The following is a 16,791-nucleotide window of genomic DNA, read 5'->3' as shown; positions in this document are numbered from 1 at the left end:
GCAGATATGACACTAAAACATATTACAGTTTGCCTGCTGATGCCTGCATTGCTACTGCTTTGCAGGCATTCTGCTGCTCAATGGTCCGCAGGCGCCGCGGCAGGTTTCACACTCAATAATCCCAGCGAAAAGCCCGGTGAGTCGTTTTCCAGGTATCTCTCCGCCGGCGGATTCAGCGTCAGCATCCCTCTTAAGTACGATCTCACAAAACATTGGGGCATCAGTACAGAACTGGCCTTCATCCAAAAGAATATTTCCCTGGAACGTACCGGTTCTTATTCGGGTACCTGGGAAAAAAGATACAACCATTACCTGCAGGTTCCACTGATGGCGCAGTACAGAACAGGAGAATGGAAGAAATTATCTGCGTATGCCCAAGCCGGCATCTTTGCCGGTTACTGGTTATTCTCCCGTCAGCAGGGGGCAGCGCCGGATATCTACGACCTTATCGATGAACCCAATGGCACAGGAGGCTCCACATCCTATTTCAGGATCAGACAATATGATGAGAAATACAGTTTCGATTCCGAAAAAGATCAGCGATTCGATGCAGGCGCCATTGGAGGCATCGGACTGAACTATCATTACAGCGATAAAATCCGCTTCTTCCTGGAAGCCAGGTACAGCCAGAGTTTCAACAGCTACCAGAAGGATTATATGCATGGGCAGCTACGCTCTGAACACCAGACGGCCGCTGCCATGCTGGGATGTATGATGAACCTGTTCAACTCAAAACAATGATCAAACGCTCTACCAACCTCAGCAGCTATATAGTGGTACTGCTCATTGCTGTCTGCAGCTACAGCTGTACCAAAGAAACAGGTGCGGTACCGGATCCAAAACCCGTTAACTTCTCCGAAGTATTCGATCAGTTCTGGAACAGCATGAACACCCGATACGTGTTCTGGAAAGAAGACACTACGGACTGGGATGCCATGCGCATAAAATACAAACCCATTTTCGACCAGCTCGACCTCTACAAGGCGGCCGATCTGAGGAAGTCCGTTAACTATTTCCGCGAAATGACCGCCGGCCTTACCGACGCTCATTATTATATTACGTTCACCCACCCATTACTGAAAGACTCTACAGTTTATCCGCCACTCGATAAAAAACGCAGTTCACCATACTATCACAATCCCTTTAACTATTCACAACTGGTGACCGGCAAGCTGGATGCAGGTTACATGGTGGGTACCGACAATGTAACAGACCCCACACGCCGGGTAACAGGCATCTTCGGCACATTCAACAATAATGTACTTTATTTCAGCTGTAATAATTTCTATCTGTACGATGCATTCACTTCAGCAAAAGCAAATCCGCTGAAACCGGTATTGCAGTATTTTTTTGCGCAACTTGAATTATCCCCTTCGCCCTACAAAGGGATCATCATCGATCTGCGTGGAAACGGGGGAGGAGATATAAGCGACCTCAATTTCCTGATGGGCAGATTCATTACTTCTCCCATGGCTTTCGGGTCTACCCGCTACAAAACAGGCGCAGGCCGCCTCGATTATACGCCCTGGCTGAGCTCAAACGTAACCCCGGTAGCCAACAGCAAAGGCGTTACGATTCCTGTTATTGCGCTGGCCGACAATTTCTCCGCCTCTCTCGCTGAAAGTGTTACCATGGCAATCCGCCAAACACCCAATGGCTATTTCATCGGAGAGCCCACCTGGGGCGCCAATGGTCCCTATGCGTTCAACGAACAACTGTACAATGCAGGTCCATTTGAACTGGAAGGTTTTATGAAAGTGCAGACATCCAGCGCTGCCTTCAGGGATATCAATGGAAATTTCCTGGAAGGCGAAGGAATTATGCCGGATCTGTTTGTGCCGTTCGACAGAGCTTCATTGCAGGCAGGGCAGGACCATGCATTGAGATTAGCCATAGAAAGATTGAAATAAATAATCAAAGTGTGGCCAGTCGCTCGCGTCCCCGCGAGTGACTGCACCCTGAGTAAATTCAGCCCCCCGTTTCTCTTGAATGGAATGACATTATTTTTATCCGGGCTCTATCAGTCCCGGCAGACTACAGTTTCCTACATTGCATTTCCCCGTTCCGAAGCATTTCATTCTTTAACCATTAAATCATTTGTCATGTCAATCGCAAAGAACTTCGAAGCGAAGGCCATCAGCGGCATCGCAGGAAATGAACTGATCGTAACCGGGGAAGCCAACACAGGTATGCTCACCGTTGTTCCTGAGCTCAGGAAACATGAGCCGCAGGGCATCAATCCTTCCATTCTGCTGCTGGATCTCATTGCAGCTTCAGACGCCACTCCCGAGCACTTCCAGCCCGTTCAGTACAACGAAAAGATCGGGCGCCTTGATCAGTATTCCGAGGTGGAGGTCCATCATCAGAACAAAACCATCGCACACCTGAAAGTGGTGCTGCCGCAGGCTGCCGTTAAATAACCATTAACGCAGGATCGAAAAATACAGGAGCCAACCGGCCAGGAATAGCTGCATGGGAATGCGGAACCAGAGATAAGACGGGCCTTTGCCAGGAGCAGTATCAGTGGTTTCATTTGTCTGGTTTAAACAACAAATGTAGCCACCAATACTGCTTCTTTTATTGAAGTATGACCAATTGCCGGTGAACACCTGTAATTTTCCGGTGAATCAGAATTTATAAGTGATCACACCCCGCACATTGAAGGGAGTACCCGGAGTGAAATGGATCTCTTCCACTGCTTCTGGCTCATGCTGAAGCCTGCTGGTAGTTGCAAACTGAGTTTCATTCCAGCGGACATTAAATATATTTTCAGTAATGATGCCAAAGCCAAATTTTCCCCACTGGTAATGAATACCTGCATCCGTTATGCAATACCCTTTTGCTACGATGCTATTGTCTTCATTGGCAGGCCTGTCCCCCAGGTACCTGGTCTTTATACTGGCATCAAAACCGGAAGGAAACTTGAAACTGACCCCACCAGCCGCAGTGATACGCGGCGCCAAAGGAATGCGGTTTGCCTCCTTCGGCTCTTCAGTGGCGCGGGCATATGTATACGTGAGATCTCCATTGATGAAAACATATTTACCGAATTGATACCTGGCACCAAAATCAATTCCCTGCCTGCGCGTTTTACCACCAGGTTCCACTACACCTTCATCGCCCACGTACACGAATTCCTGTTCCAGGTACAGGTACCAGGCCGAAGCATTGAGCATGAGCCTGGGTAGTGGCTTCCAAATGACACCAAGATCCGCACCGTATGCAGCTGGTAATATTTTATTTCCCTGCTGCGCCACTACTACCCGGGTATCATTGCTGTGAAAGCCTTTGCCCAGCTTTAGAAAATATTGCAGCCGGTGCCCCTTGTTGTAAATGATATTCAGTTTGGGACTGAGTATGGATTTACTCTGAGACTGCTGTTTATATACATCTGACAGCAGATCCGTGTAATCGAATTTCAGCTGATCCAGTCGCAGTCCGGGATTGAACACCCATTTACCTGTCCGGATCTCCGCATTGGCATAACCGGCCAGGTTGGTCTCATTGATATCTCCCAGCACTACCGGCTCGATGATTGTTTTTCGGTTAATCGTTCTCGTTAGTTCAATATTGCTGATATTGTCATTCCGAAGCATCACACCGGCCTGGAAATCGATGACTGTTGTATGGAGATAGAAATTCCTGTTGAACTCCGACTGAAAACCGATGATATTCCTTTTTTCTTTCTGTCTGATCTGGTCGCCGTTCACAGGATCGTTCAGCCAGAAAGTGAAATTGCTGTAGAGCTCAAAATCATAACGGCTGAAATATGCCGTGTTCTTCACGAATGTATTCTCATCCACCTGTTTCAGGAATTGCAGGTTGATATTGGAACGGCTGGTATTACCACCTTCCGTATCGTCGATAGCGCCGAAACGCCCGATCAGTCCTTCTTTTACGGCACGGTCCGGGATCTGTCCGCTTGCATTCCACTGACTTTTGAAATGTGAAGCGGAGATGGTAAGCTTATCATTGCCGGGCAACCAGGCGCTGTATTTACCCATCAGGTTGATACGGCTGAAATTCTGTGGCGAATCAAAGTAACCATCAGTTCTGATATAATCAGTGGCAAACCAGGCGGCATTCTTTTCGTTGTTCAGCAGGTTGAACATCCCAAGCGTACGGAAACTGTTGAACTTGCCTGCCTCGAGTTGTACCAGGCTATTGTGAAGCCTGTCCTTCGTTTCAAAACTCACATAACCCGCTGTTGCCAGGTTGCCCCTGTTGGCATAGTAGGGGCCTTTATCGAAATCTATCTTACCGATACTTTCAGGAATGAGGAAGTGGAGATCTGCATATCCCTGTCCATGCGCATGGCTGACCATATTCACAGGCATTCCGTCCACGCTGATATTGATATCAGTTCCATGATCTATGTCGAATCCACGCAGGAAGATCTGTTCAGCTTTTCCGCCACCTGCGTGCTGACCGATGAAGAGGCCCGGTACTTTTCGCAGCAGTTCCTGCGATGAATTCACGGGGCTTGTTTCGAGATCGATATCTGAAATGATATTGAGGTGCCGCACGGAGGCGGTGATGGTAACGTTCTCCAGTTGAAAGGCCGCGGATTGAAGTATGATGCGGAGTGTATCACTTATAACAGCAATAGTTTGCGGAGCACAGGATACATGCGTGATGCGGAGTGAATCTCCTTTCCTGACATCACGTAACACAAAGAAACCATTTTCGTTGCTGTGCTCATGCGCGCCGGTTTGCAGGTTGTAAATAGTGGCGTTCACCAGTGGCTTTTTATCCTGGCTGAGAACAACGCCACGCACGCCCTGCGCAAAGGACCGGGATAATGAAATGATCAGTACAAGTGATAAAACAACTCTCATTACAGTTTGATTTGCGGTTTTTTGCGGGTCGAAATTAAGCAGTTCGCTTGCATAATCTGTCAATCATTACATAAACGGTGGACATACTGCGAGAATCTCTTATTTTAGCAACCAGTTCAAATGATCATTAAATAAATCTGCTATGTACTACCGGTTCCCTGTTGCCATCCTTGCTGTCTGTGCTGTAATAGCCATGGGCCTCGCTTTCAAAGCTCCTGTAAAACATGAGCCCCTTGCCATCGAACCTGTTCCTGCAAAAAAACCGATCATCACAGGCGCTGACCAAACCAGTGCTTACCTGCCATCCCTGAAAGGGAAACGTATTGGTATGCTGGTGAATCAGACCAGTATTATCGGCAATGTACCGATGGTGGACAGCCTGCATGCACTGGGAGTGAAGATCGTCACCATTTTCGGGCCGGAGCATGGGTTCCGCGGCAATGCCAGCAATGGCGAGCATGTGTCTAATGAAGTGGATGCTAAAACGGGTATCCCGGTAGTGTCTTTGTACGGCAAACAACGCAAGCCCTCCAAAGAACAGATGGCAAAGATCGATCTGATGATCTTCGACCTGCAGGATGTTGGCTGCCGGTTCTATACCACCATCAATTCACTGCGCGATATCATGGAAGCCTGCGCAGACAACAATAAAGAACTGTTGATCCTGGACCGCCCCAATCCTAATGGATATGTGGATGGCGCCATTCTGGACATGAAATACAAATCCGGCATCGGGCAGTTTCCCATTCCCTGGACGCATGGCATGACCATTGGAGAATTTGCAAAGATGATCAATGGCGAAGGCTGGTTGCCTCAAAAAAAACAGTGTAAGATCAGGATCATCCCCGTGAAGAACTGGTCACATGATATGGATTACACGCTCCCCGTATTCCCTTCACCCAATCTCAATTCACAACAATCCGTATTGCTCTACCCAAGCATTTGCTTGTTCGAAGGCACCAGGGTAAGCCAGGGACGTGGCACTTATGTTCCTTTTACAGTACTGGGTGCGCCGGCATTGAAAGGACAATACGAATTCAACTTCACGCCGGTAAGCATTCCCGGAAAAGCGGCGACCCCGCTATATCAGAACGAACCCTGCTATGGGCTTGATCTTGGAAAGGTGAGTGTTGACAGTTTCCGTAAGGCAGGCAAGGTCAATCTCCGCTGGATCATGGAAATGTACAATGCCTATCCGGACAAAGAAAAATTTTTCGACAGGAGCTACAGCGCACAGATGGGCAATATCGATTTCCTTACCGGCTACGCTGAATTTAAAGAACAGATCATTGCAGGAGTAAGCGAAGAAACCATCCGCAAAAGCTGGGAGCCGGGGCTGAGCAATTATAAGAAGATGCGGAAAAAATACCTGCTCTATCCTTAACGCTTCAATGGCGGCGGTTTGATTTCCAGATCCGCTGGTGGCTGTAATAAGTGATCTCCCGGTCGATATTCCCTGCGTAATAGTAGAGGTCTTCTTCCCGGTTATAAATCACTTTGTCGCCTGTTTTATAATACCGTTCTCCATTGAAATCAAAGAAGCGTTCACTGTTGGGTACATTGATGTATCCCCTGAACAATTGCTCGCCGGTGAGGCAGAGCTCGCCTTCCTCATGCTGATTACTGAGGATGGTGGCATTGGCGATATAGGCCTTGCTGCCGATATTAAGCTGACCGATACAAATGATCCCATTACTTGTAGGGACCGGATAATGCAGTTTGCAGGCGGCACAATAAATGGTCAGTTCTGTAGGTCCGTAACAATTATAGATACTGGCTTTCGGGAAGTATTTCTGCGCCAGGTAAAAGTCGGTCAGCAACAATGGCTCCCCGCAAAAAAGGATATGCCTGATATTGATGGGAGAGAAGCGATGCAGCAATAATTTCTGCTGCATATCCCGCATCATGGATGGCATGAGACAAAGGATACTGCAGTCAGCAAAGGCATTATGCGGTTCTTCCGTATAGATATGCGCTACGGCAGCCCGGTTGTTCCAGGCAAGCAGCATGGCGAGAATGCTGAGATCAAAAGAAAAATCGAAGGTATTTGCGATCACGGCCGTTTCTTCCACTTCAAACAATTCCTGCAGGTTGTCTGTGAAAGCCGCAATATTGGTATTGCTGACAGGTACTCCTTTGGGAGCTCCGTTGATGCCGGAGGTGAAAAGGATATAACGGAGATCTTCTGTGTCGTAATTATCAGGATATTCCTTTTCGCCGAAGCAAAGGAAACAGTGCCCGAAGGAGGGGAGTTGTACAGGTTCATACACCTGGTCTTTTTCCCGCCATTGGGAGAGCATTCGCTGTTCATTGGTGATGATCACTCCGGGATTGATGATGTTCAGTTTTTCTTCTATGAGCGAGAAATTATCTGTTGCGTTGATCGGGCAGAAGATATAATCATAGGTGAAGCAGAAATAGAAAGCGAGATAATAGAGTTCAGGTTGTGAGGCCAATACCACTACTTTGCGGTTACTGCCTGGCGGCAGTTTCTGCATAAGCGCAATACTGGCGTTGTTCAATTCGTGGTAGCTGTATTGCTTTCCTTTGGCATATAAAAAAATCTGTTCCATAGTGGTTTATGTCAATACCTGGGTGCAGTGGGTCAGTGAGATTACGTGTGTTTATAAATATATGAAAAAATAAACTTATTTCAAAGACGCATGTAAACAAAAATCACTCACTTATGAAGTTATTGTTTGTAATGAGGCTTTTTTAAATATATTGCTGCCTTCAAATGTGAGTATCCCTTACCGTTATAACTCTTTAATGACCCCAACTTATGCAGGCAAGAATCTTTGTGGCACTTTTCTTCCTTCTTTTTTCGATTTCAGGTATTTCGCAGCTTCCCAACATGACGCTGCCTAATGTTTCAGTTCATACACCGGACGTGGCAGAGCTGGGTAAATACATCGATTATCCTGTCAATACAGCTAATGGTGTTGCCGATGTAAACGTTTCTTTATATACTATCAAAAGCCAAAAGCTGGAAGTGCCACTTTCACTTTCATACCATACCAGTGGCATAAAGGTAGATCAAGAGGCATCTTTCGTAGGGCTTGGCTGGGTATTGAACGGGGGAGGTGTGGTTACCAGGATTGTTCGGGGAAAGCGCGATGACGATATGATGAGAGGCTGGCTGGTAACAGGAAATTCTCTGCCTGTTTATAACAGTGACCTTGACTTTGAAGGTACAGGTACTATCGGGAATAGTACAGCCTTGGAACTGCAATATGAGGAAAGAGATGGCGAACCCGACCTGTATTATGTTTCTGCTAATGGATTGAACGGTCAGTTCTGCCTCAACAATAGCCTTGAGTATGTAAGCTTAGATCAACAACCGACAAAGTTTTCACTGGATCATTCCCAAAACCTGGTAATTGTTAAGGATAAGGGTGGGAATATCTACCGCTTTGGTAAAGCATTGGATGGAACACCGGCAATAGAAAAACCAAGCAATACTACTATAAGTACTACTATGCCTGGAGGAGGCTCCAGTACTAACACCCTTCCCGATGTGGTAACAGCATACTATCTCACTGAGATTATTTCCGCAGACCTGTCTGATACAATTTTCTTTAAATACAGGAACGGCAAATACTTCAATGGTATAGTTTCCAGGGTATGCAGGTTTTTTTTTCAGGGGCCTTCCTACTTTTCCACAACAGATGCATTAGGTGTACAACATGATGGCATTACTTATTCCAGTCAGGGTACGTTTCTGCAGACCCAACAAATACCCGATCAGATACTTTTCAGGAACGGGAAAGTAAAATTCAATATAGCTTTTGGCCGGCAGGAAATTCAACCAAATGGCGATCCGGATGTGGGAGGAATGCTGAAAGGATTTGAAGTGTACGACAAGGAAGACAATCTTTACCAGAAAGTTGTTTTCGATAACGATGGTTATTTCAACCGGACCGGAACAGGCGCACACCAATATTCGTGGGCATCACCACCGGAGCATCATAAGAAGAGCCTGAAGCTGGATGGCGTTAAGATATTTGATGCCTCAAATAACCTGGTCAGTCAGCACAGTTTTGAATATGACCCAACTCCATTGCCGCCTCGTAATACAACTTCTCAGGATTTCTGGGGCTATTATAATGGAAAATACAATGAAAGCCTTATCCCATCTACTTTCTTTACAATGCATAACGGTAATTATGCTTATTACGGGAGCAACAGAAAGACAGATTTTAATTTCATGAAGGCTGCATCACTTTCAAGAATCAATCACCCTACAGGTGGATATACAAAATACGATTACGAACCGAATTATTACCTCACTGTTAACCAGCAAAGCAACCAGGTTCAGGATGTGATGTCAAGAAAGTTTTATGCAGTAAACCGTCTGACAACCTGTGAACCAGATTTTCTACCCAATATCCCTCCCAATAATACTGTAGAGTTTACAGTTACTGAATCCCTGGCTAGTGGCCTTGGTACTTTATCGGTTTATTTCACTGACTGGAAGAACACCAATGGGGGATATAACAATATGTGGGCCAGAGTAACCAATTTATCAAACAATGAGGTGAAGAATTTTTCTATTGAAATCGGTGAAAGAACAACTCATAAACCGATCAATACGACCATCAATATTATGAGTGGAGCCACCTACCGGATTGAAATGTACACAAATGGAGTTACTGGCTCCAATTTCAGTATCTGCAACAGCCCTTACATTGAAGTAAGTATCTCTTACAATTACTGGAGAACAACTACTTCCAATGAAATCATTCCAACCGAGGCAGGTGGATTACGGGTAAAAAGAATATCCCACTACAATTCAGACAATACCATAGCACTGCAAAAAGAGTACAGTTATGGCGACCTCACTTATGGCAATGGTGTTGGTCAAATCATTAGTGACCCTAACAGTTATTTTTACAGATATCCAAGACTTTATGCTGAAAGCAGTACTTCCGGAACACTCCATCCTGCAATCTGGTTCGCATCTGAATCCCAGACCGAGTTGGGTATGAACCATGGTTGCCCCGTTGATTACCCGAAAGTTGTTGAAAGAGAAATCGCTTATGGCACTAATGCGTCCAATGGTAAAAAGGAGTATTACTATTCCCGTACCCAGGGGGATTTCGAACCCAAGTCAAGCTATAATTATCCGTATGTAACCAAATATTTCCCAATCTGGAAAGATAAGTACCTGTCCGCAGTGAAAATTTATAAGAATTCAGGAGGGACAGATCAGTTGTTAAAAAGCACGGATTATACCTATTTTGAAGGAGGTGTGGAGAAGATCAGGACTGCTGTAATCCATGAAAGAGAGCCGGATGTATGGTCAATGACTTATGTAATGGGAGGAATAGTGTTCTGGGATAAGAACCCATTACGGTTTTACTATTATAACTATTATGTCTCGCGCGGAAGGATGCTGTTGGCAAAAGAAATCAATACTACCTATGCAGACAATGGTACATCAATGATTGACGAAATAAATTACGCTTATAATACTAGGTTCGACATACGGCAGGTAACTACCAAAGACAGCAAGGGACGCCTGACTGAGCGAAATTTCAAATACACAGGGGATCTTGACTATACTTCCCTGATCAATAAGAATATTGTTTCACTGCCGGCGCAGGAAGAAGTGATACTTGCAGAGAAAGTCAAAGGTGGCTCTATTCTGAAATATAATAACGATGGGGCAGTTTCAGAACAATACACTTTCAAAGCCCTGTTGCCGGTTACACCCCAACCATATACCGTTGCAGCAAATATCCCTTCCTACTTTGAAAAGAAAATGAGTATTGTATATGACACAGACTCAAAAAACCAGCAGGAACTGCAACCGGCTGATAACGTAAAAAAGGTATACCTGTGGAGTTACAGAAATCAGTTCCCAGTTGCAGAAATACTCAATGCAGATTACCAAACCGTAGCTTCGGTACTGGGTGCTGGTAATATTCTCACTTTTAAAAACGGATACCCTGGCGAGACTGAATTGGCGGCCTTCCTCGCCCCATTGCGGACTGATACACGATTAAGCAATGCAAAAATCATTACATACTCCTATAATCCTTTGCTCGGATTATTATCGAAGCGTGATGAACGGAATATGCTGACCAGATATGAATATGATTCTCTTGGAAGGCTATTGCGTATTCGCGATCACCAGAATAACATTTTGAAGCAATATGAATACAAATTCAAGGTCAATGCAAATGCACAGCCATAATTCAAACTAACAGCACTCGTATTCTTCAAGCCCCGAACCCGAATCATTTATGTGGAAATTCAACACTGAAATGCCTCACCGAATAGGATGTTTTTTTATAGCATTGGTCATATCATTATCCGTAAATGCACAAACACCGGAACCTCTTCCCTTACCATACAATCCATTGCTGAAGGTAAACTATGTGCGAACCTGGACAACGAAAGCCCCTGAAAGCAATCCTGTAACTCTGATAGGAAGAAGCGTCAGTGATGTAACCCAATCAACTTCTTATTTGGATGGCCTTGGCCGCCCTTTGCAATCAGTGGTAAAAAAGGGAGCCATAACACCTGATGGTTACGCTGATATTGTTTCACCTGTTATTTACGATGGTTTCGGCAGACCGGTATATAAATATATTTCCTTTGTATCGAAACAAGTGAACGGTTCAGGAACTGTAGACAATGGCAACTTCAAGCTGAATCCTTTTCAGCAACAGGAGGTATTTGCAACTGAGCAATATCCGGGAGAACAATTCTTCTATGAGAAAACTGTTTATGAAAGTTCACCATTGAGCAGGGAATTGAAAAAATTTGCCCCGGGCAATACAAGAGTAGGACTTGAGAAGGGCATTCAAACAAAATATTATTTCAATACGGCTGCTGACGATGTAAAAATATGGACAGTGGAAGAGCAACCTGGATTTGCCAGATATACGGTGACAGGTATTTATCAGCCAGGCTTGCTTACTAAAAAAGTAACCATTGATGAGCATCAGCGCCAAATAATCACTTTCACGGATAAAGAAGGGTTGCTGATACTCCAAAAGATTCAATTCGGAGAATCCGGAGATGATGGCTCAGGTACAGGATACGAAGGCTGGATCTGTAACTACAACATCTATGACGACTTTGGACTTCTACGATGCACAATTCAGCCTGAAGCAGTAAAAGCAGTAGAAACGGCAGGCTGGTTATTGAACGCCCCCCTGCTCCTTACCGAACAATGTTTCCGTTATGAGTATGATGATCGGAAAAGATTAATTACCAAACAGGTGCCAGGTGCTGGTCCAGTGAACTATGTCTATGACAATGCAGACAGGCTCGTATTTATGCAGGATGCGGCACTGCAGCAGCAAGGCATCTGGGAGGTCAGGTTATATGATGCACTAAGCCGGAATGTAATAACAGGCTTACTGACATATAATGGAAGTGCTGCTCAACTCAGGGAAATCGTTGCTATTCAGACGGCAGACAATCCACCTGGCATAGGTATTCCGGCAGACAATTCATTAGAAGAGCCTACCGGATCGGGAAACTATTATGCCACTAACAGTTTTACGCTGAATCATGGTTTTATCAGTCTGGATGAATCAGAGATCACAGTAGAGATTGTTACGCCTGGTATACCCGGAGGTAATAATATCATTATAGATGGAGTTACGGTGAATAGAAATCCATTACCTTCTGGCAGTCACTTTGTACCACACATTGTGAATTATTTCGATAACTACAATTGGAATTCATCCCTTCCTGCAGCAGTTAAAAATTTCGATATTTCTTCCATAAGTAATCAATTTTTACCGAATAATAACGAGCATCCATATCCACAGCAGATAGCCGTTACTACATCTACGAAAAACCTGCTTACCGGCAATAAAGTATTGATTGTAGGAAGCAATCCGCTGAAATATTTACATTCCGTATTTTTTTATGATAATGACAGCAGACAAGTTCAGGTACGTACACAGAACCATTTGGAGGGAGTGACTGTAAATACGACTCAGCATTCCTGGAATGATAAGCCATTAGTAGTAGTTTCGCAAACACAAAAAGGTCTTACCAATCCGGAGATTCATACGGAGATCACTAAAATGCAGTACGATGAGCTGGGCAGGATCGTAAATTCCAGAAAGACTGTAAACAGTACCATCAATGGCGTTGTGATCTCTAAACCTGAAACCGAGATCTATAACCAGCAATATGATCTGATCGGTAACATAAAAGAAAAAAACTATCCCGTGGTGGATGAAACGCTGCGGTTCGATTATAATATACTAGGGCATTCTCTCGGTATGAACAGAAGTTATGTTGCCGGCGGTAATCAAAACAGGTTTGGATATGAGATCGGCTATGATAAGGCAGCATCAGTAATTGAAGGATCCACTTTCCTTAACTTAAACTACAATGGAAATATCAGCGGTGTAATCTGGAGAAGTACGGGTGATGGAGAAAAGAGAAAATATGATTTCACTTATGATAATGCGGGCCGCCTGAAAACAGCCAATTTCACTCAGTATAGCGGAGGAAGTTTTAACAGGGATGCAGGACTTAATTTCTCTGTTGAAAATCTTAATTACGATCTGAACGGCAACATCAAAACAATGAATCAATATGGCTGGAAGCCTGGCTCTGCAGCAGGTGCTCCCAGTGTCCTGATCGATCAATTAAGGTATAACTACTATGATCATTCAAATAAGCTGAAAAATGTGATCGATGATGTGAATGATCCCAAAACACTGATGGGCGACTTCAGGAGTTCTCAGAAATATATGACCTCAATTGGAGCAAAAACAGTGACGTCTACTGATTATACTTATGATTTGAATGGGAATATGGTGAAGGACCTTAACAAGGATATCGGCACCGCCACCACCAATGGGATCGTTTACAATTACATGAACCTGCCTGAACAAATCACTTTTACAGGAGAAACAGGTAATAAAGGAACTATCGAATATCAATATGATGCTGCTGGTAATAAGCTGAAGAAAATTTTGAAGGAGGAAGGAAAGGCCCCTGTAACAACACTTTATCTGGGCAATATAGTATATGAGAATGATGTATTGAAGTTCATGAGTATGGAAACCGGCCGTCTCAGACTGGCAGAAAGCATGCAGGAAAATGGGCAGAAAGTAAAAGAGTATGTTTACGATTACTTCCTCAAAGACCATCAGGGAAATACAAGGATGGTGCTTACAGAACAACGGGAAACCATGAAGTATTATGCCACTATGGAAACGGCATACAGACAACAGGAATCAGCACTTTTCAAGAACATTGCAGAAACGGAATTCCCCACCGCTAATGTGCCTGGTGGATATCCTGCCGATGCCATGACTACCAATCCAAATGAGTTTGTTGCGAAACTGAATGGTAGTGGCAATAAAGTTGGCCCTTCTATTGTTCTACGTGTAATGGCAGGAGACAAGGTGGAAGCAGGAGTAAAATCGTTTTTCCGGTCCCAGGGAAGTGTTGGCGCAACACAGGACCCAGTGCCACAGATATTATCTGCACTTGCAGCGGGCATTGTTGGAAAGGTGGGAGATTCCAAGGGGACACTGGATCTGCTGAGCAACGATGTGAATAGCCCTCTGCTGGGCGCAGTCAATTCATTCAGGTCGAGTAACAATTCCACAGCACCCGGAGTTCCGAAGGCTTATCTGAATTGGCTCTTGCTAGATGAACAGTTCAATTTTGTTGCAGCCTCCAGCTCTGCAAGAAGAGTATCTACTCCTGATGCATTGGAGTCACTGCCTTCCGGATTGATCGATATTACAAAGAATGGCTTTCTGTATGTATATGTAAGCAACGAAACCGAAAACTATGATGTGTTTTTTAACGACCTGAGTGTGGTACATAAAACAGGCGCACTGTTAGAAGAAACTCATTATTATCCTTATGGCTTAGCGATTACAGCAATCAGTTCAAGGGCTTTTGGTAAACTGCAGAATAACCTCAAATTCAATGGTGGTTCTGAATTGAATGAAGGTTTGGGACTGCATTTGTATGAAACCCCTTTCCGGTTCTACGACCCGCAGTTGGGAAGGTTCTGGGCAATCGATGAAAAAGCAGAAAAATATCCTGCATGGTCTCCATTTACCTTTGCGCTGGATAATCCAATCCTCCTGAATGACCCATCAGGTTTAGAACCAGACCCCGAAGACGAAGAGAGGAAGAAAAATGCACAAACACTTCAAACGGTTGAAGTGACCGCATCGCGAAATTGGGACGCAACCATTAACCGGAGACTCGCACTCGGACATGCCAGAGGTATTAAAGGACCTGCATTTTTTGCCACTGACAGTAAGGCCCTGATCCACACGGTAATATTAAGGCTTGGGTACAGGGATAAAATTCATGCTGGCATCCGTCAGACTGGTATGGTAATTTTGGAGGTAGGTGCTACTTTTGTACCAGCGGGCAAAATAGTACAGGGAATTGGTTTATTATACAAACTAGGTAAAGGCTTGCAAATAGGAGCAAAACTAGGACAATGGGGAGGAAAAATTGTCAACAATTCAAAATTCACTCAATATCTCACAAGATATACAAAAGAACTAGGTGAGAATGCATTGAAAGAAGCGATTACCCATTCAGACAATGTTGTATTGAATTCAGATTACGATATTGTTGGTTCATCAGGTTTTTCTGCAATAGGTACCTGGTGGGGAAAATTGGCGGGTGAAGGCTTTAGTGCACTTGTTGATATTGGGTTTGAGAAGAATGAAGCCACACAGGAATATAAGCCAATGTTTAAAACAGGATTTAATGATTCAAAGAGTAAGGAAGCTGTGGTTAAAGATTTGATTTTTGGAATAGGAAAATTTGGAGCAGGTAAGCTGAATGAATCATATAAACTTGGCGACAGAAATGGACATGCAATAGACCTGACAATTGATCAAGCTAAAAAGATAATTGATGACCTCAACAAATAATTCATGGAAAGCAATACTTGGATTTTTCTTACTTCTCGGGTTTGTACTTTTTTTAAGTGCCATGTTTATTAAAAGTTGCAAGAACGACAACAAAGTAAAAAAAGAAGGAGTATATGTGGTAGCCAAAGTTGTCTCTTTTGAAAAGAGAAGCAATGGAAGAATCTTTCACTTCCTTTACAATTTCAAACAACAGCAATATTCTTTCTCTATTAAAGCTTTGGGAAGCGAATATTCAATTGGAGATCTTGTGTTTGTACGTATTGCACCCTCAGACCCCAATGCCTGGCTATACGATGAAGAAGCACCGAGACCAGGAATCTGTTTCAATTACGAAAGCTCCCCACCAGAAGGTTGGAAAGAAATTCCCACATGCAAATAACAACTTTCATTATTGATCATAAAGCCGCCCCACCAGGCGGCTTTCTATTTCTTCAACCACTCCGCCAGCTCAATAAATGTAGTGGTCCACACATCCTTCTCCTGCGCCTTCAGAAAATGTAATAACTTGCTATGCGCTTCCAGCGATACATTCAGACTATGCTCTCCGCCCACGCCATGGAATAAAAACACAACAGCTTTGCCTTCCTGTATGGCCCGCTTCACTTCAGCGATCAATTGGTCACCCGTATGCCCATTCACTGCAAAACTTCCCAGATTGTACAGTTCCTTCTGATGAATGGGAATGAGACTGGCCTCTACACCCCGTGCAGCCACAAAATCTTTATGATCGAGATACAAACTATCGTGTATATGCCGGTCACCGCAAGGATAAGCGAATGTTCTTTGCTGCCTGCCATCAACTGCATTTAATACGGCATTGGTCATGCGCAGCTCATCCTGCATTCGGCGGATGGAATAATGCCTCAGATCATAATCAATGGCTACCCATTCCCGGCCGGCCCCACCAATGCAGGGATGAAAGAGTGTATGATTTCCCAGCTCATGCCCGTTTGCTGCAACCCGTCTCCATTCCGAGATCCGTTTGGTAAAAGCAGCGTTGTAACAGGTCAGGTAGAAGGTTGCCTTCAAGCCCAGCGAATCGAGTGCCGGTACAACAT

At 44.5% G+C, this 16,791-nt stretch carries 10 protein-coding genes; 7 read left to right on the top strand and 3 right to left on the bottom strand.

Annotated elements, in window-relative coordinates:
* Window positions 1-6: 6 nt before the first annotated feature.
* The 3 genes from ACTHMC_RS11845 to ACTHMC_RS11835 all read left to right on the top strand — a co-directional run bounded on the left by ACTHMC_RS11845 (window position 7) and on the right by ACTHMC_RS11835 (window position 2,420).
* Window positions 7-741 (top strand): porin family protein, encoded by a 735-nt coding sequence (locus tag ACTHMC_RS11845; protein ID WP_440413333.1) that lies wholly within the window; start codon window positions 7-9, stop codon window positions 739-741.
* Window positions 738-1,910, top strand: coding sequence for a S41 family peptidase (locus tag ACTHMC_RS11840; RefSeq protein WP_440413332.1), 1,173 nt, complete (start codon window positions 738-740; stop codon window positions 1,908-1,910). Before ACTHMC_RS11845 ends, ACTHMC_RS11840 begins: the two co-directional genes overlap by 4 nt.
* Window positions 1,911-2,102: 192 nt before the next feature.
* The gene (locus tag ACTHMC_RS11835; RefSeq protein WP_440413331.1) at window positions 2,103-2,420 is read left to right on the top strand and encodes a hypothetical protein; all 318 of its coding nucleotides are present in this window, start codon (window positions 2,103-2,105) and stop codon (window positions 2,418-2,420) included.
* Window positions 2,421-2,627: 207 nt separating this feature from the next.
* On the opposite strand, the gene ACTHMC_RS11830 is transcribed toward ACTHMC_RS11835, so the two are convergent.
* Entirely contained in the window at window positions 2,628-4,838 is a 2,211-nt protein-coding gene (locus tag ACTHMC_RS11830; RefSeq protein ID WP_440413330.1) for a TonB-dependent receptor, read from the bottom strand.
* A gap of 142 nt (window positions 4,839-4,980) precedes the next feature.
* On the opposite strand from ACTHMC_RS11830, the gene ACTHMC_RS11825 reads away from it, so the two are divergent.
* Window positions 4,981-6,222 carry an exo-beta-N-acetylmuramidase NamZ family protein gene (locus ACTHMC_RS11825; RefSeq protein WP_440413329.1) on the top strand — a complete coding sequence of 414 codons (1,242 nt, stop codon included), beginning with the start codon at window positions 4,981-4,983 and terminating at the stop codon, window positions 6,220-6,222.
* 4 nt (window positions 6,223-6,226) lie between these two features.
* Here the strand turns inward: ACTHMC_RS11825 and ACTHMC_RS11820 are convergent, their stop codons facing one another.
* Entirely contained in the window at window positions 6,227-7,411 is a 1,185-nt protein-coding gene (locus ACTHMC_RS11820) for an AMP-binding protein (protein ID WP_440413328.1), read from the bottom strand.
* Window positions 7,412-7,620: 209 nt separating this feature from the next.
* Between ACTHMC_RS11820 and ACTHMC_RS11815 the strand changes: the two genes are divergently transcribed.
* The 3 genes from ACTHMC_RS11815 (at window position 7,621) to ACTHMC_RS11805 (ending at window position 16,112) form a co-directional block, all read left to right on the top strand.
* The gene (locus ACTHMC_RS11815) at window positions 7,621-11,037 is read left to right on the top strand and encodes a hypothetical protein (RefSeq protein ID WP_440413327.1); all 3,417 of its coding nucleotides are present in this window, start codon (window positions 7,621-7,623) and stop codon (window positions 11,035-11,037) included.
* Window positions 11,038-11,140: 103 nt separating this feature from the next.
* Entirely contained in the window at window positions 11,141-15,733 is a 4,593-nt protein-coding gene (locus ACTHMC_RS11810; RefSeq protein ID WP_440413326.1) for a DUF6443 domain-containing protein, read from the top strand.
* Window positions 15,717-16,112 carry a hypothetical protein gene (locus tag ACTHMC_RS11805; RefSeq protein WP_440413325.1) on the top strand — a complete coding sequence of 132 codons (396 nt, stop codon included), beginning with the start codon at window positions 15,717-15,719 and terminating at the stop codon, window positions 16,110-16,112. Before ACTHMC_RS11810 ends, ACTHMC_RS11805 begins: the two co-directional genes overlap by 17 nt.
* A 44-nt stretch (window positions 16,113-16,156) precedes the next feature.
* On the opposite strand, the gene ACTHMC_RS11800 is transcribed toward ACTHMC_RS11805, so the two are convergent.
* The coding region (locus ACTHMC_RS11800; RefSeq protein ID WP_440413324.1) for a polysaccharide deacetylase family protein at window positions 16,157-16,791 on the bottom strand (635 nt) is incomplete at its 5' end.

The sequence above is a fragment of the Pseudobacter sp. genome (genome assembly GCF_051955275.1).
Taxonomy (GTDB): Bacteria; Bacteroidota; Bacteroidia; order Chitinophagales; family Chitinophagaceae; genus Pseudobacter.
Note: the sequence above shows the minus strand (reverse complement) of the source record. Positions and strands in the feature narration are given on the sequence as shown.